This window comes from Pseudomonas sp. Irchel s3h17 (assembly GCF_900187505.1).
GTDB lineage: Bacteria > Pseudomonadota > Gammaproteobacteria > Pseudomonadales > Pseudomonadaceae > Aquipseudomonas.
Map to the genome: position 1 here is coordinate 25,664 of NZ_FYDL01000014.1, position 17,081 is coordinate 42,744.

A 17,081-nucleotide genomic window follows, 5' to 3' on the forward strand; every position below is an offset into this window, starting at 1 on the left:
AGAGCGCTTCCCGTGGCGAGCGAGCTTGCTCGCGCTGGGGTGCGCAGCAGCCCAAAATCGATCACCGGGCTTTGTCTGAAAGCCTGCGGGGCCTTGTTGGGGGCGCTTCGCACCCCAGCGCGAGCAAGCTCGCTCGCCACGGTGTACGGTGCTGTCCTACGTGGTGAGAACAAGCCATGCGGTCAAGACAGCATCCCGCTAATGAACTACCGGTTGGGCTGTGGCGTCAGGCGCAGGTAAGGCTTCACGGCGCGATAGCCTTTGGGGAAGCGTCTGTTGATTTCGTCTTCATCCTTGAGCGACGGCACGATCACCACCTCGTCACCGTCCTGCCAGTTGGCCGGCGTGGCCACCTTGTAGTGGTCGGTGAGTTGCAGAGAGTCGATCACCCGCAGGATCTCGTGGAAGTTGCGTCCGGTACTGGCCGGATAGGTGATGGTCAGCCGGACCTTTTTGCTCGGATCGATGACGAACAGCGAACGCACGGTCAGGGTGTCGTTGGCATTCGGATGGATCAGGTCGTAGAGGTCAGACACCTTGCGGTCGGCATCGGCGAGGATCGGGAAATTGACCAGGGTGTCCTGGGTTTCGTTGATGTCTTCAATCCATCGGTGGTGCGAGTCCACCGGGTCGACCGACAACGCAATGGCCTTGACCCCACGCCGGGCGAAGTCTTCCTTGAGCCTGGCGGTAAACCCCAGCTCCGTGGTGCACACCGGGGTGAAGTCCGCCGGATGGGAAAACAGCACGCCCCAGCTGTCGCCCAGCCACTCGTGGAAACGAATGGTACCGGCGCTGGAATCCTGTTCGAAATCGGGGGCGATGTCGCCCAGTCTGAGGCTCATGGTGCTGCTCCTGGTCAGTGCGTGATGAACCTACTGTGCCCGGTGTTCCAATACACTAAAAAGAATAAATAACTATCTGCTTAGATCATATGGAGATATTAAAAATCTATTCATTGGACGCGCCCGCGTGCAACGGCCACGCTGCGCCCCAGGTTCGAGAAGGCCTGAGTTGCTGTAGAGAGGGAAGCAAGGGAGGGTCTACGGGGGTAGACCTTTCTGAAACACAAAAGCCCCGCCAGGCTCACGCCTGGCGGGGCTTTTTTACAGCTGGAGAAGCGCGCTGTTACAACAGCGGAATCGAGTAGCTGACGATCAGGCGGTTTTCATCCTGGTCGCGTTGACCCGGGATGTCGTTGCGCCACATCGCGTTCTTCCAGGCCAGGCCCAGGTTTTTCAGCGGACCTTGCGGAATCACGTACGCCACGGTCAGGTCACGTTCCCACTCGCTCGCGCCAGTGGCGTTGACCTTGGTCTGGGTGGTACCCACCTTACCCGAGGTGTCGATATTGTCACCACGCAGGTAGACCACACCGGCGGTCAGGCCGGGTGCACCCAGTTTGGCGAAGTCATAGGCGTAGCGAGCTTGCCAGGTACGCTCTCCGGCACGGGCGAACTTGGAGATTTGCGAGTCAGTGGTCAGGTAAGCCGACGAGCCATCACCCTGGTTCAGCCAAGGGAAATCGCTGTCGCCGTTGCTGACCTGGTAACCGCCACCGAAGGTGTGGCCGGAAACGCTGTACAGGAACAGGCCGCTGAACAGGTTGTTGTCAACCTTGCCCTTGGTGATGCCCGTGCCGTAGTCACCGGTGGTGTAGTAGGCCGGATCATGGCCGTTGGCACCGTCATCGCCGCTGTTGAAGTAACGCAAGTCCGACTTCAATACGCCCGGACCGATCGACCAGTTGTGCACCAGGCCCAGGAAGTGTTGCTTGTAGAAGTCTTCCAGGTTGCCGTAGTAGTACTGCGCGGTCAGGTCCTTGGTGATCTTGTAGTCACCGCCGCCGTAGATGAACTTGTTGCTGTCGCGGCCCGAAGCGGTAGGGCTGTTGGCGCCCGCGATGGACAGCTCTTCGTTGTTGCTGGAGTTACGGCCTTTGGCGTGCTCGATCTGGCCACCGATCAGGGTCAGGTCCTTGATGTCGTTGGTGCTGATCTGGCCGCCCTGGAAGGTTTGCGGCAGCAGGCGACCGTCGTTGGTCACGATCACCGGCAGTTTCGGCTGCAGGGTGCCGAGCTTCAGTTCGGTCTGGGAAATCTTGGCTTTGGCTGTCAGGCCCAGGCTCGAGAAGTTATCAACGGCTTCACCGTTGGACTTGCTCGGGAACACGGTACCGCCGTACGAGGTAGCGGTCGCGCCGTTGGTGCCACCACCGGAATCCAGTTTCACGCCCAGCAGGCCGATGGCATCAAGACCAAAACCAACGGTGCCTTGGGTGTAACCCGAGGTGAAACGCAGATCGAAGCCTTGGCCCCACTCTTCGTTCTTGTTCTGTGCACCGGCAGCTTTGGTGCTGCTATCGCGGTTATCGGTGTTGATGTAGAAGTTACGCAGCCCCAGGGTGGCCTTGCTGTCTTCGATAAAACCGGCGGCGCCTGCCTGCTGCGCGACAACCCCTACGGCCACAGCCAGGGCCAAGGTGGACTTGTTCATGTTTCACTCCTCTCGTTTCTAATTTTTGTGTTTCTTTGGTCCAGGGTCTAACGCCCCGGATCCACAGCTGCGCGATTAGCGCCAGACCGTGACTGCCAAGTCAATCGTAACAAGGTGTGTCTACGACCATGGTCTAACCGCACTCATTGGGTCCGTTCAGGTTAATGAGTTTTCCATAAACCTAAAAAGAATTATTTCGTAGTTTTTCATGCGATTCGGAAATATACAAATCCATCTCAAGCAAACCGGATGCAGGGTATCGGCAATCCAATTAATTCCTAAATGGTATTTGTTTATGTTTTTTTAGATCGTTTGATGAAATCTGTCATTGATATTCGTCAAGGCCGATCAAAAAAGCGACGCCCGTTTGCCGAGCGCGCATCTTCCGGGGCAATTGTTACGGTTTATGTATCGATTCGTACTTTTCTGACATCCAGACGAACGAACGCCGCCAGCCTTCACCCTTGAGGCAAAGGCGAAGGCTGCAGCGATCCGTTCAGAGGGCTTTTTCGAAGATCTTCGAATTGCGCTGGTAGTTGTACAGCGAGGCCCGCGCCGATGGCAGGCGCTCTACGGTGCTCGGCACAAAGCCGCGCTCGCGGAACCAGTGCGCGGTGCGCGTGGTGAGGACAAACAGGGTTTTGAGCCCTTGGGCGCGAGCCCGGCTTTCGATCCGTTCCAACAGTTCATCGCCGCGACGACCGTGACGGTATTCCGGGTTCACGGCCAGGCAGGCCAGTTCACCGGCGTCCGAATCGGCGATCTGGTACAGCGCCGCACAGGCAATGATCATCCCTTCACGCTCGACCACGCTGAACTGCTCGATTTCGCGCTCCAGCACTTCACGCGAGCGGCGCACCAGAATCCCCTGCTCTTCCAGCGGACTGATCAGATCCAGCAAACCGCCAACGTCTTCGATGGCCGCCTCGCGCAGCAATTCGAATTGCTCCTGGGCCACCAGCGTACCGCCGCCGTCACGGGTGAACAGCTCGGTCAGCAGCGCACCGTTTTCGGCATAACTGACAATGTGGCTACGGCCAACACCGCCCCGGCAGGCTTCGGCGGCGGCATCCAGCAGTTCGGCCTGATAGTTGGCGCCCAGGCGCTGCAAGTGGGCCGGCACCTGTTGCGGACGCAGCTCGCGGACCAGGCGTCCGCTCTCGTCGATCAGGCCCCTCTCGGCGCCAAACAGCAGCAATTTGTCGGCCCCCAGGTCAATGGCGGCGCGGGTGGCGACGTCTTCGCAGGCCAGGTTGAAGATTTCCCCGGTGGGCGAGTAGCCCAACGGCGACAGCAGTACGATGGAGCGTTCGTCCAGCAGGCGGTTGATGCCCTTGCGGTCGACCCGGCGCACTTCACCGGTGTGGTGATAATCGACGCCTTCCAGCACGCCAATCGGCCGTGCCGTGACCAGATTGCCGCTCGCCACCCGCAGGCGCGAACCCTGCATCGGTGAGGACGCCATGTCCATCGACAGGCGGGCTTCGATGGCAATCCGCAGTTGACCCACCGCATCGATCACGCACTCCAGGGTGGCGGCATCGGTGATGCGCATCCCGTGGTGGTAGTGCGGGGTCAGGCCGCGCGCGGCGAGGCGGGTTTCGATTTGCGGGCGCGAACCGTGGACCAGCACCAGCCGCACCCCCAGGCTGTGCAGCAGCACCAGGTCGTGGACGATGTTGCCAAAGTTCGGATGCTCGACGCCGTCGCCAGGCAGCATGACGACGAACGTGCAATCGCGGTGAGCGTTGATGTAAGGGGACGCGTGACGAAGCCAGTTGACGTATTCGGGCATAACACCTGCACCTGTAATAAATAGCAGCCGAAAAAAAGACGAAGCAAGACGCACAGCGGGCTGATGGTTATCGTCGGAACAGGTTTGGCGACACGCGCGCGCTCCTCATGAATACGGGTGGATTGCCCCGGGATTAAGCCGGGACCAGGCAGTAATGTTCGATCAGTTGACGTAATAGATGCACGGTAGGCTGCAAACGTGACATTTCAAGGAATTCTCCCGGCTGGTGAGCGCAGGCGATATCGCCCGGGCCCAGCACCACGGTTTCGCAGCCAAGGCGCTGAAGATAAGGCGCTTCGGTGCCGAACGCCACTGCTTCGGCACTGTGGCCGGTCAATCGTTCGGCCACCCGCACCAATTCGCTGTCTTCGGACTGCTCGAATGGCGGCACTTCGGGGAACAGCGGCGCGTAGTCGATCTTCACCTGGTGGCGCTCGGCAATCGGCTCAAGCTTCTGCCGGATAGCCGCACGCAACGCCTGCGGGTCCATGCCCGGCAACGGTCGCAGGTCGAACTCCAGCGAGCACTGACCGCAGATCCGGTTCGGATTGTCGCCGCCGTGGATGCAGCCGAAGTTCAGCGTCGGTTGTGGCACGCCGAATTGCGGGTTATTGAACTCGCGTTGCCAGAGCAAGCGCAATCCACGCAACTCACCCATTGCATCGTGCATGGCCTCCAGCGCGCTGTGGCCCAGCCTGGGGTCAGAGGAATGGCCGCTTTGGCCAAGGATGTCGATACGTTCCATCATCACGCCCTTGTGCAGGCGGATCGGCTTGAGCCCCGTCGGCTCGCCGATCACCGCCGCCCTGCCCAACGGCCTGCCGGCCGCCGCCAGGGCCCGGGCACCGGACATCGAGCTTTCCTCGTCACAGGTGGCGAGAATCATCAGCGGTTGTTTGAACGGTTTATCCAGCAAGGGCAGCACGGCTTCGATGGCGAGGGCGAAAAAGCCCTTCATGTCACAGCTGCCCAGGCCGATCCAGCGCCCGTCGACTTCGGTCAGTTTCAGTGGGTCGGTCTGCCACAGGGCGCCATCGAATGGCACGGTGTCGCTGTGCCCGGCCAGCACCAGGCCGCCCGGGCCGGAACCGAAGCTGGCGAGCAAGTTGAATTTTCCGGGGCTGACCTGCTGGATCTCACAGGTAAAACCCAGGTCACCGAGCCAGGTGGCCAGCAGATCGATGACCGGACGGTTGGATTGGTCCAGATGGGCTTGGGTGCAACTGACGGACGGCGTGGCGATCAGTGCAGCGAACTGGTCTTTCATGGACGGCAAAGGCATCGCTGACTCCAACTCCCGAAGTGAAGTCCATCATAGAACCATCCGGTGACCGGAATAAACCGTCGCGGCGCGTAGGCCGGGTGAGTGCTGTACACTGCACGGCCTTGGCAGCCACACATTCCCCCGGCTGCGCTCCCGATCCTGGATTTTCCGGCCATGCAGAAAGAAACCGAAATCAAACTCCGCGTCAGCCGCGAAACCCTCGCCGCCCTGCGCGAGCATCCATTACTGAAGAAACGCAACAAAAGTGGCTGGGAACGCCGTGAGTTGATGAACCAGTACTTCGACACGCCAGAGCGTGACCTGGCCCTGGCCAAGGTTGCCCTGCGCCTGCGCCGTGACGGCGAAGAAGTGATTCAGACCCTCAAGACCCGCGGCCAGAGTGTCGCCGGCCTGTCCGAGCGGAACGAGCACAACTGGAACCTGCCCAAAGCCAAGCTCGACGTGAAGAAACTGGACGGCGAATGCTGGCCTGAAGAACTGGCCGAACTGGACAAAAAGACCCTCAAGCCGATCTTCACCACCGATTTCGTGCGCGAATACGCTGAAATTGCATGGGGCCGTGGCAAGGCCAAAGTCGTCATCGAAGCCGCTCTGGACCTGGGCCACGTGGTGGCGGGCAAGCAGAAGGAAGAGATCTGCGAGCTGGAACTGGAACTGCGCGAAGGCGAGCCGGCGGCGTTGCTGGAACTGGCCGCCGAGCTGGCCGCGACCCTGGCGCTGATGCCGTGTGACATCAGCAAGGCCGAACGCGGTTATCGCCTGTTCGACGCCAACAGCTACTCGCTGAGCTTGCCGGCGCCGGAACTGAGTTTCGAGATGCCACTGGACGACGCCTTCGCCGCCCTGAGCTGGCACTTGCTGGGCAGCAGCCAGCGTCTGGCCGAGCAATATCGCTTCAATGGCCACTGGCGCCTGCTGCTGGACTGGGTGGAGCACCTCGCCGAACTGCGCGCGTTGATCGCCAGCCTCGGCCAGGCGGCACCGCGCCAGTCGACCCACGACTTGCGTGTCGCACTGGATGCCCTGCTCGAAGACTGGCGTCCGCTGGTTCAAGCCGGCATGGACGATGAAGACGTGCGCAAGGCCGCGCCGGAGCAGTTCCTCGAAGAGCTCGAAGACCCACGCTGGGGCCAGTTCTCGCTGAACGCCTCGCGCTGGTTGCTGGCCCGCACCTGGACGACCGACCGCAACACCCGTGGCAATCGCCAGGGCGCCGCGCAACTGGGCAACTGGCTGCCACGCCTGCTGGGCGAAGAAGCGACCTCGCTGCAACTGCAACGCTACCAGCAACAGCCGGAAGACCTGGCCGAGCAACTGCCACGCATCGAGCGCATCCAGGCCTGGCTGCACCACGCCCGTGGCGTGCTGGACATCCCGGAAATGGACCGCCTGTACGGTGAACTGAACAAGCTGGCGCACCTGGCCAACGAGTCGATCACCGACGAGGTCCTCGATGCCCGCAAGCAGCAGGCGATTGCTGTGTACCAGAACCGCGCGTGGAAGACCTTGTTGCGTCTGTAATCAATCAACACCACCTGTGGCGAGGGAGCCAGCTCCCTCGCCATAAAAGCAATCAACGCACTACCGGCAGACTCGTCGTGGACTTGATTTCGGACAGGGCCACGATCGAGTTGACCTCCTGGATCCCCGGCACCATCGACAGCTTCTCGAAGAAGAAGCGCTCATAGGCCTCGATATCCGCCGTCACGATCCGCAGCAGAAAATCCACCGCCCCCATCAGCACATAACACTCCAGCACTTCCGGAAAACCGCGTATCGCATCGGTGAACTCGGTGAAGTTCGAACGCCCGTGGGCGTTGAGTTTGACCTCGGCGAAGATCTGCGTGTTGAGGCCGATTTTCTTGCGGTCGAGCAAGGTTACCTGCCCGCGAATCACACCCTCGTCCTTCATCCGCTGGATGCGCCGCCAGCACGGCGATTGCGATAGCCCGACCTGCTCGGCAATCTGCGCGCTGGACAGCGAAGCGTCCTCTTGCAGCAGTGCCAGAATCTTGCGGTCGTACGTATCCAGCTCGCTATGCATAAAAAAACCTTAAAATCAGTGACGGACGAATCGAACAATTCTATAAATCAGCAATAACGCCCATCATAGATAAGAAATACCCGGCACCGAATGTAAAAATTTCTCCATTGATCTGGAGAACGACCATGCCCCCGCTCGAAGCCGTCAGCCCTTGCTCCCCCCGTGCCGACGTCTGGAACGTCAACAACGCCCATTGCCGCGTGCACTACCAATTGCTCGCCGAAGCCGAACCGGACCTGCTGTGCCGGGCATTGAACCTGTTTGCGCTGCAGTTCCTGGTGCCACAAGCGGTCAACGTAGAGCGCCGGGACGACCTGCTGGCACTCGATATCGTCATGGATGGCTTGAGCTGGCACCGCGCCCAGGTGATCGCGGAAAAACTGCGTAACCTGATCAGTGTGTGCTCGGTAGACCTGCAAGCGGCCGACACACACTGGGCGCAGCCCGTGCAGGCCGCGGGCTGAAACACGCCGGCAAAATCCCGCAATGCTTGCTTGGGCAGCGGCCGAACGGTCGGTACCGACGGGGACTATTCTTGGCAATCCGTGGTCAGAGACACACCTCTCTACACCCCAGGTGCAGGATCGTTTCTCTAAGGAGTCCGGATGTCCGTTCAACTCGCCACTCAGGATCGCTGGCTGGATCTCAATGACCTGCTGCGCGACCTGGTCGCCCAGGGTTTCATCAGCCAGGACACCGCCGAACAGGCGCTCGGCGCTCGGCGCAACGCCGCCAACAGCCAACTGCACCCGCTGGAATTCCTCGCCAGCCAACACTTCGACGACCTGCACCGCCCCGGCAAGCGCCTGGACCTGGAAAGCCTGACCCTGTGGCTGTCGCAACAGGCCGGCCAGCCGTACCTGCGCATCGACCCGCTGAAAATCAACGTCGCGCACATCACCCCGCTGATGTCCTACGCCTTTGCCCAACGGCACAAGATTCTGGCCGTCGCCATCGACCGCGACGCCGTGGTGGTCGCCAGCGCACAGCCTTATGTACGCGGTTGGGAAGCCGACCTGGTGCACGTGCTGCAGCGCCCGATCAAACGCGTGGTGGCGAGCCCGACCGACATCCAGCGCTATTGCGTGGAATTTTATCGCCTGGCCAAATCGGTCAGTGGCGCCAGCCACGCCGACCAGCAGGCCAACAGCCTGGGCAACTTCGAACAGCTGCTCAAGCTCGGCGCCAGCGACCAGGAGCCGGACGCCAACGATGCGCACATCGTCAACATCGTCGACTGGCTGTTCCAGTACGCGTTCGGCCAACGCGCCAGCGATATCCACATCGAGCCCCGGCGCGAGCAAGGTACCGTGCGCTTTCGCATCGACGGTGTACTGCATAACGTCTATCAGTTCCCGCCACAGGTCACCGTGGCCATGGTCAGCCGCCTGAAAAGCCTGGGGCGAATGAATGTCGCCGAGAAACGCAAACCCCAGGACGGCCGGGTCAAGACCAGGACCCCGGACGGCGGTGAAGTGGAACTGCGGCTGTCGACACTGCCCACCGCCTTCGGGGAAAAGCTGGTCATGCGGATCTTCGACCCACAGGTGCTGCTCAAGGATTTCGACCAACTGGGGTTTTCCGTCGACGACCTGCGCCGCTGGCAGGACATGACTCGCCAGCCCAACGGCATCATTCTGGTCACCGGCCCCACCGGCTCAGGCAAGACCACCACGCTCTACACCACCCTGAAGAAACTCGCGACGCCAGAGGTCAACCTGTGCACCATCGAGGACCCGATCGAGATGGTGGAACCTGCGTTCAATCAGATGCAGGTCCAGCACAACATTGACCTGACCTTTGCCAGTGGCGTGCGCGCCCTGATGCGGCAGGATCCGGACATCATCATGATTGGCGAGATCCGTGACCTGGAAACCGCTGAGATGGCCATACAGGCGGCACTCACCGGCCACCTGGTGCTCTCGACCCTGCACACCAATGACGCCCCGGGCGCCATCAGCCGCCTGCTGGAGCTGGGCATACCGCACTACCTGATCAAGGCCACCGTGCTCGGGGTCATGGCCCAACGCCTGGTGCGAACCTTATGCCCGCACTGCAAGGCCCCCTTGAGCCTCACCGAAGACGACTGGCACACTCTGACGCGCCCCTGGCAAGCGCCCTTGCCCAGCAACGCCCAGCGCGCCGTCGGCTGCCCGGAATGCCGCGATACCGGCTATCACGGCCGCGCCGGGGTCTACGAAATCATGCCACTGACCGACGCCCTCAAAGCCCTGATCACCCCAGACACCGACCTACTGGCCATCCGTCGCCAGGCGTATCAGGACGGCATGCGCAGCCTGCGGCTGTCCGGTGCGCAGAAAGTGGCGGCGGGGCTGACGACGGTTGAAGAAGTGCTGCGGGTAACGCAACAAAGTGAACAGAAGTAATAGGTCCCAACTGGCCATCACGCCGCTACACTCAGGCCTACCCCTTCATTGACTTGAACAAGGACTTTTCATGCAGATCGGCAGTGTACTTTTGCTGTTCCTCGCCCTGGTGGTCGCCATCCTGCTCATGGGCTTCAAGGTTGTGCCCCAGGGCTATCAATGGACGGTCGAACGATTCGGCCGCTACACCACCACCCTCAACCCCGGCCTGAACGTCATCATCCCGGTGATGGACCGCATCGGGCGCAAGATCAACATGATGGAGAGCGTGCTGGACATCCCGCCGCAGGAAGTCATCACCGCCGACAACGCCACGGTGCAGATCGATGCCGTGTGCTTCTTCCAGGTGGTCAATACCGCGCAGGCCGCCTATGAGGTGAACAACCTCGAACATGCGGTACGCAACCTGCTGCAAACCAACATCCGTACCGTGCTCGGCTCGATGGAGCTGGATGCGATGCTCAGTCAGCGTGACGCCATCAACGAACGACTGCTGCGCACGGTCGACGAAGCCACCGCACCGTGGGGTATCAAGATTACCCGGATCGAGATCAAGGACATCAGCCCGCCCGCCGACCTGATGGCGGCAATGTCCGGGCAGATGAAAGCCGAGCGGATCAAGCGCGCGCAAATCCTCGAAGCCGAAGGCCTGCGAGCCTCGGCCATCCTGACCGCCGAGGGCAAGAAGCAGGCGCAGATCCTCGAAGCCGAAGGCAGCCGTCAGGCAGCGTTCCTGGAGTCCGAGGCCCGTGAACGTCAGGCCGAAGCGGAAGCCAAGGCGACCCGGGTGGTGTCCGAAGCGATTGCCACCGGCAACGTGCAGGCGGTGAACTACTTCGTCGCACAGAAGTACATCGATGCCCTGGGCCAACTGGCCTCGGCCAACAACAGCAAAGTGATCCTGATGCCGCTCGAAGCCAGCCAGATGATTGGCGCGATAGGTGGTATCGGCGAGATCGTCAAAGCCACGTTCGACAGCAAAAAGGCCTGAGGCACGCGTTATGTGGGCATTTCTACAACACCTGTCGTATTGGGACTGGCTGGCGCTGGGTACGCTCCTGCTGATCCTGGAAGTGTTCGGTGCCGGCGGTTACCTGCTGTGGATCGGGCTCGCCGCAGCGGCAGTGGGTGTGCTGACCTTTGTCATGCCCCAGCTGTCCTGGGAATTGCAGCTCCTGCTGTTCGGCGTGCTGTCGATCCTGACCGCCCTGTACTGGTGGCGCCGCCAGCACAGTGTGGTTCGGGTCAGCGATCAACCCCACCTCAACCTGCGCGGACAGGAGTTGGTCGGCAACGTCTTTGTGGTGCATGAGGCGATCGTCGACGGCCGCGGCAAGATCAAGGTGGCAGATGGTGTCTGGATCGCCAAGGGGCCTGATTCACCCACAGGCACCAGGGTTCGGGTGGTGGGTCTGGAGGGGGTGATGCTCAAGGTTGAACACGCCGATTGAAGGCACGGAACTCGTTTGGGGTAACTGCAATCAAAGCCGCCAGTTAACCCAAACTGGAGTCACCCCATGCGTTTCAAACTGGCCACTGCCACCCTCGCCATGCTGTCCCTGTCTGCAGGGTCTGCAATGGCTGATAGCTTCTGGCAGGAAGTCATTTCCTCCGGTGCGACCACTGCGTCCACCTACCTGACCTTCAAGGATCACAAGATGATCGTCGCCGCCCAGGACGATGCCGGCAGCTTTGTCGCCAGTGACGGCAACATTCGCGGGCCGTTCCTGGAGTCCGCGATGCAGAAAGTCCGCGCCGACAACCCGGGCCTGAAGGCCACCGACATGGAGTTGGCCAACGCGATCCTGGCGAAGAGCGCCGTCGCACAACAGTGATTCATTGATGCAATACAGAATGCCGCTCACATGAGCGGCATTTTTTTTCCGCTGAAATCGACTTCAGACCGTGGCGAGGGAGCTTGCTCCCGCCGGGGTGCGAAGCGCCCCCGACAGGACTATTGCAGGCTGCAGATACAACTCGGCGCCGGCTTTGGGGCTGCTGCGCAGCCCAGCGCGAGCAAGCTCGCTCGCCACAGGGCACGTGTTCGGCATCCCGTGCCATTCAGCGGTACTCATCCACCGGCACACAGGCACAGAACAGATTCCGATCGCCGTAGACGTTGTCCACCCGGTTCACCGTCGGCCAATACTTGTGGGCCCTGGTGTGCGCATCCGGGGTCACTGCCTGTTCGATACTGTAGGGCCGATCCCAGACACCGATGAGGTCCGCCAGGGTATGGGGCGCGCGTTTGAGCGGGTTGTCTTCGGCGGACCAGTTGCCGTTCTGCACCTCGGAGATTTCCGCCCGAATGCTCAGCATCGCGCCGATAAAGCGATCCAGTTCCGCCTTGGATTCGCTCTCGGTGGGTTCGACCATCAAGGTGCCCGGCACTGGAAAGGACATGGTCGGCGCGTGGAAGCCGTAATCCATCAAGCGCTTGGCCACGTCTTCTTCACTGATCCCGGTCAGCGCCTTGAGCGGTCGCAGGTCGAGGATGCATTCATGGGCTACCCGCCCGTTACGCCCGCTGAAGAGTACCGGGAACGCCCCGGACAAATGCTCTGCCAGGTAATTGGCCGAGAGGATCGCCACTTCGCTGGCATCGGCCAGTTGCGGGCCCATCATGGCGATGTACATCCAGCTGATCGGCAGAATGCTCGCACTGCCCCACGGCGCGGCGCTGACCGCGCCGTTTTGCGGGTCCGGCCCTTCAATCGGTACCACCGGGTGATTGGCCACGAAGGGCGCGAGGTGGGCGCGGACACCGATCGGTCCCATGCCCGGCCCCCCACCCCCGTGAGGAATGCAGAAGGTCTTGTGCAGGTTCATGTGGGAAACGTCGGCGCCGATGTCCGCCGGGCGCGCCAGCCCCACCTGAGCATTGAGATTGGCGCCATCCATGTACACCTGGCCGCCATGGCTGTGGATCACTTCGCAGATTTCGCTGATGCCTTCTTCGTACACGCCATGGGTCGAGGGGTACGTGGCCATCAGGCAGGCAAGCTTGTCGCCGGACTCCATCGCCTTGGCTTTCAAATCCTCGAGGTCGACGTTGCCGGCCTCGTCGCAATCGACAATCACCACCTGCATGCCGGCCATCTGCGCCGACGCCGGGTTGGTGCCGTGGGCTGAAGCCGGGATCAGACAGATGTCCCGTGAGCCCTGTTGACGGCTTTCATGGTACTTGCGGATCGCCAGCAACCCGGCGTATTCACCCTGGGCGCCAGAGTTGGGCTGCATGCAAATCGCGTCGAAACCGGTGATCGCACACAACCAACGCTCGAGCTCCTCGATCATCAACCCGTAGCCCAACGCCTGTTCCTTGGGTGCAAAGGGATGCAGGTTGGCGAATTCGGGCCAGGTGATGGGGATCATTTCGCTGGTGGCATTGAGTTTCATGGTGCAGGAGCCCAGCGGGATCATCGACTGGTTGAGCGCCAGGTCCTTGTTCTCCAGCTGCTTGAGGTAACGCAGCATCTCGGTTTCGCTGTGATGGGCATTGAACACCGGATGACGCAAATACGGCGTCGTGCGCATCAGCCCCTGGGGAATCCCGGACGGCAGCGGCTCGCTATCCAACTCGGCCACCTCCAGCCCATGATCGGCCCCGAGAAGTACATCGAACAGCTTCGCCACGGTGCTTTCATCACACCGCTCGTCGAGGCTCAAGCCGATCTGCCCGCGCCCGAGAATGCGCAGGTTGATCTGCGCGGCCTTGGCACTTTCGATGATTGCGGTCTGGCTGCCACCGACTTCCAGGGTCAGGGTGTCGAAGAACTGTGGATTGAGCCGGCTCACACCTTTGCGCTCAAGTCCCGCGGCGAGAATGCACGTCAGCCGATGGACCCGCTGCGCGATGCGCTTGAGCCCCTGCGGGCCATGGTAGACCGCGTAAAAACTGGCAATGTTGGCCAACAGCACCTGTGCGGTGCAGATGTTCGAGTTGGCCTTCTCGCGGCGAATGTGTTGTTCACGCGTTTGCAGGGCCATGCGCAGCGCGACGTTGCCGCGAGCGTCTTTCGAGACGCCGATAATCCGCCCGGGAATCGCCCGCTTGTACTCATCACGGCTGGCAAAGAACGCCGCGTGCGGACCGCCATAACCCATTGGCACGCCAAACCGCTGGGACGAGCCGAACACCACGTCCGCGCCCATTTCGCCCGGAGGAGTCAGCACCAGCAGGCTCAACAAGTCAGCTGCCACGCAGGCCAATGCCTGCTGCGCGTGCAAGTGATCGATCAGGGGGCGCAGGTCACGGATCTCGCCGTGGGTATCGGGGTACTGCAGCAGCGCACCGAACACCTGGTGCTGCTTGAGGTTATCCACTGAATCGACGATCAGTTCGAAGCCAAAGCCCTCGGCCCGGGTCCGCACCACGGAGATGGTCTGTGGATGGCAGTGTTCGTCGACGAAGAACAGATTGCTTTTCGACTTGGCCATGCGCTTGGCCAGTGCCATGGCCTCGGCCGCCGCCGTGGCTTCATCGAGCAACGATGCGTTGGCCAGCTCCAGGCCCGTCAGGTCGATGGTCAACTGCTGGAAATTGAGCAGGGCTTCGAGTCGCCCTTGGGCGATCTCCGGTTGGTACGGGGTATAGGCGGTGTACCAGCCCGGATTTTCCAGCACGTTGCGCAGGATTACCGCGGGCGTCAGGGTGCCGTGGTAGCCCATGCCGATCAGGCTGGTCCAGACCTGGTTCTGATCGGCATAACCGCGCAGTTTTGCCAGCGCGGCCTCTTCATCCAGCGCTGGCGGCAACTCCAGTTCGCGATTCAGGAGAATCCCCGGCGGTACGGTCTGCTCGATCAGCTCGATCCGGCTGCCAAGCCCCAGGCTGTCGAGCATCGCCTGCTGTTCGGCGGTGTCCGGCCCAAGGTGGCGGCGCAGAAAGACATTGGGGTCGCGTAACTGACTCAAAGTGGGCAGCTGGGACATGACGGGCTCTCTCTTGATTGGCGCTCAGCGTCGATGCGATACGGTCAAACCAGCATAGCTCTCCCTGCGCGCGGGGCATGGCGTCTTTACCGCTTACGGCTCATCATCATGGGCCGCGCGTTTCACTACCCTTCACCACTCGGGTCCACTGATCTTCATGAGCCAACTGCCTTTTTTGCCGTTTTCCAAACCTGTTATCGATGAAGCCACCATCAGCGCTGTCGGTGATGTACTGCGCTCTGGCTGGATTACCAGCGGTCCCAGGGTTCAGGCCTTCGAAGCCCAATTGTCGGAGTTTTTTGGCGGGCGCCCGGTGCGCACGTTCAACTCGGGCACCTGCACCATGGAGATCGCCCTGCGCATCGCCGGGATCGGTGCCGGTGACGAAGTGATCACCACGCCCATATCCTGGGTAGCCACTGCCAATGTCATCCTCGAAGTGGGCGCCACCCCAGTGTTTGCCGACATCGACCCGATCACCCGCAACATCGATCTGGACAGGCTCGAAGCGGCCATTACCCCGCGCACCCGGGCCATCATTCCGGTTTACCTGGCCGGATTGCCGCTGGACATGCAGCGTTTGTACGGGATCGCCAGGAAACATGGTCTGCGCGTCGTCGAAGATGCCGCCCAGGCATTGGGCTCAAGCTGGAACGGCCAACGCATTGGCGCCACGGGCGACCTGGTGTCGTTCAGCTTCCAGGCCAACAAGAACGTCACCTGCTCGGAGGGCGGTTGCCTGGTGCTGAGCAACGCGGATGAAGTGCGGCTGGCGGAGAAGTATCGCCTGCAAGGCGTGACCCGCAGCGGCTTCGATGGACTGGACGTGGATGTACTGGGCGGCAAATTCAACATGACCGATGTGGCAGCGGCCATTGGCCTGGGCCAATTCGCGCACATTGAAGCCATCACCGCTCATCGCCGTGAACTGGCTAAACATTACTTCGCCAGTTTCGGCAGCGACTTCGAGGCCAAATACGGTGCGCAACTGCCACCGGCAGACTTTACCAACAGCAACTGGCACTTGTTCCAGTTGGTGCTGCCTGAACGCAAGGACGGCAAACCGGCCCGTGCGACCTTCATGGAGCAGATGCAGGAATTGGGTGTCGGCATCGGTTACCACTACCCGCCGATCCACCTGCTGAGCCTGTACCGCGAACGCGGTTTCAAGCAAGGCATGTTCCCGGTGGCTGAACGCGTCGGACGGCTGATCGTTTCACTGCCGATGTTTTCCACCATGCGCAAGAGCGATGTCGAGCGCTCGGTAGCAGCGGTAAAAGCTGTTTTACAGGGTGCTTGATCCTGCCCGGCCCTGAAAAATACATCTGGAACGCCCATGCCCTGCATTGGGCGTTTTTTATTGCAGCAATAACCACAATTACCAATAGTTATACGTAGAGAGTACGGCGCTTATTGCTCTGCGCCAAAAACTACCCCCCAGCGCTATTTCCAACGCGTACGTCGTAACCGATGGGGAATCCCAAACGATCACTTCAACAATAGTGGCGCGTGGGTTTCTGGTGAACCGGAAAAACGCCTGGCCGCAGATGCAGTCATGTCCCTGAATGCCAGAGTGAACAACGTTCTAGCCATCGGAAGAAAACGTTAGGCCGGCCTGCATCGGGCTACAGAGGCTGTATGCACGGCGTTGAACGAAAAACACCGCGTTCCCCGGCCAGGGATACGCGGCGCTCTTGCAGAGAATTCGCTGACGGCGTTGATTATTCGCCGATAGCGTTCTTGTAGCCAGTGGGGTCGAGCAACTTGTCCAGCTCAGTGGTATCACTTGGCTCGAGCTTGAAAAACCAGCTGTCGTATGGCGCGCTGTTGACCAACTCCGGGTTGTCGGCCAACGCTTCGTTAATGGCAATGACTGTACCGGAGACTGGCGAGTAGATATCCGAAGCGGCCTTGACCGACTCGACTACACCCGCAGCATCGCCGGCGGCGAACACTTTGCCGATTTCTGGCAGCTCGACGAACACGACATCACCCAAGGCTTCCTGAGCATGGTCTGAAATCCCCACTTTCACGCCGCCATCCTCATCCAGGCGGGCCCATTCATGACTTTCGGCATAACGCAGGTCGGTTGGGATATCGCTCATGTTCTGTATCCTCAAAAAAATGGCAGCGGTCGTT

The 17,081-nt window shown here is 60.9% G+C and carries 14 protein-coding genes; 7 read left to right on the top strand and 7 right to left on the bottom strand.

Annotated features, from left to right (window positions below):
* Window positions 1-206: 206 nt before the first annotated feature.
* The 4 genes from CKW25_RS20005 to argE all read right to left on the bottom strand — a co-directional run bounded on the left by CKW25_RS20005 (window position 207) and on the right by argE (window position 5,573).
* Window positions 207-845 carry a peroxiredoxin gene (locus CKW25_RS20005; protein WP_095081832.1) on the bottom strand — a complete coding sequence of 213 codons (639 nt, stop codon included), beginning with the start codon at window positions 843-845 and terminating at the stop codon, window positions 207-209.
* Between the two features lie 283 nt (window positions 846-1,128).
* Window positions 1,129-2,496, bottom strand: coding sequence for an OprD family porin (locus CKW25_RS20010; protein ID WP_095081833.1), 1,368 nt, complete (start codon window positions 2,494-2,496; stop codon window positions 1,129-1,131).
* 496 nt (window positions 2,497-2,992) lie between these two features.
* The gene (gene argA, locus CKW25_RS20015) at window positions 2,993-4,291 is read right to left on the bottom strand and encodes an amino-acid N-acetyltransferase (protein WP_095081835.1); all 1,299 of its coding nucleotides are present in this window, start codon (window positions 4,289-4,291) and stop codon (window positions 2,993-2,995) included.
* Window positions 4,292-4,424: 133 nt separating this feature from the next.
* The gene (gene argE, locus CKW25_RS20020) at window positions 4,425-5,573 is read right to left on the bottom strand and encodes an acetylornithine deacetylase (RefSeq protein ID WP_095081836.1); all 1,149 of its coding nucleotides are present in this window, start codon (window positions 5,571-5,573) and stop codon (window positions 4,425-4,427) included.
* 156 nt (window positions 5,574-5,729) lie between these two features.
* On the opposite strand from argE, the gene CKW25_RS20025 reads away from it, so the two are divergent.
* A complete protein-coding gene (locus tag CKW25_RS20025; protein WP_095081837.1) occupies window positions 5,730-7,097 on the top strand; it encodes an inorganic triphosphatase in 1,368 nt (455 codons plus the stop codon).
* A gap of 52 nt (window positions 7,098-7,149) precedes the next feature.
* On the opposite strand, the gene CKW25_RS20030 is transcribed toward CKW25_RS20025, so the two are convergent.
* Entirely contained in the window at window positions 7,150-7,620 is a 471-nt protein-coding gene (locus tag CKW25_RS20030) for an Lrp/AsnC family transcriptional regulator (RefSeq protein ID WP_095081839.1), read from the bottom strand.
* 125 nt (window positions 7,621-7,745) lie between these two features.
* On the opposite strand from CKW25_RS20030, the gene CKW25_RS20035 reads away from it, so the two are divergent.
* The 5 genes from CKW25_RS20035 (at window position 7,746) to CKW25_RS20055 (ending at window position 11,842) form a co-directional block, all read left to right on the top strand.
* On the top strand, window positions 7,746-8,084 hold the full coding sequence (locus CKW25_RS20035; protein WP_095081840.1) for a hypothetical protein: 339 nt from the start codon (window positions 7,746-7,748) through the stop codon (window positions 8,082-8,084).
* Window positions 8,085-8,225: 141 nt separating this feature from the next.
* Window positions 8,226-10,007 carry a GspE/PulE family protein gene (locus CKW25_RS20040; protein ID WP_095081841.1) on the top strand — a complete coding sequence of 594 codons (1,782 nt, stop codon included), beginning with the start codon at window positions 8,226-8,228 and terminating at the stop codon, window positions 10,005-10,007.
* Window positions 10,008-10,077: 70 nt separating this feature from the next.
* Window positions 10,078-10,998, top strand: a complete 921-nt coding sequence (locus tag CKW25_RS20045; protein WP_095081842.1) for an SPFH domain-containing protein — start codon at window positions 10,078-10,080, stop codon at window positions 10,996-10,998.
* A 10-nt stretch (window positions 10,999-11,008) separates the two neighbouring features.
* Window positions 11,009-11,458, top strand: a complete 450-nt coding sequence (locus tag CKW25_RS20050; RefSeq protein WP_095081844.1) for an NfeD family protein — start codon at window positions 11,009-11,011, stop codon at window positions 11,456-11,458.
* Between the two features lie 66 nt (window positions 11,459-11,524).
* Window positions 11,525-11,842, top strand: a complete 318-nt coding sequence (locus CKW25_RS20055; protein ID WP_095081845.1) for a DUF2388 domain-containing protein — start codon at window positions 11,525-11,527, stop codon at window positions 11,840-11,842.
* 226 nt (window positions 11,843-12,068) lie between these two features.
* Here CKW25_RS20055 and gcvP read toward each other — a convergent pair whose 3' ends face one another.
* Window positions 12,069-14,942, bottom strand: a complete 2,874-nt coding sequence (gcvP, locus tag CKW25_RS20060) for an aminomethyl-transferring glycine dehydrogenase (RefSeq protein WP_095081846.1) — start codon at window positions 14,940-14,942, stop codon at window positions 12,069-12,071.
* A gap of 157 nt (window positions 14,943-15,099) precedes the next feature.
* On the opposite strand from gcvP, the gene CKW25_RS20065 reads away from it, so the two are divergent.
* Window positions 15,100-16,242: a DegT/DnrJ/EryC1/StrS aminotransferase family protein gene (locus CKW25_RS20065; RefSeq protein ID WP_095081847.1), complete on the top strand. Its 1,143-nt coding sequence runs from the start codon at window positions 15,100-15,102 to the stop codon at window positions 16,240-16,242.
* Window positions 16,243-16,663: 421 nt separating this feature from the next.
* Here CKW25_RS20065 and gcvH read toward each other — a convergent pair whose 3' ends face one another.
* Window positions 16,664-17,047, bottom strand: a complete 384-nt coding sequence (gene gcvH, locus CKW25_RS20070) for a glycine cleavage system protein GcvH (RefSeq protein WP_095081849.1) — start codon at window positions 17,045-17,047, stop codon at window positions 16,664-16,666.
* Between the last annotated feature and the right edge of the window lie 34 nt (window positions 17,048-17,081).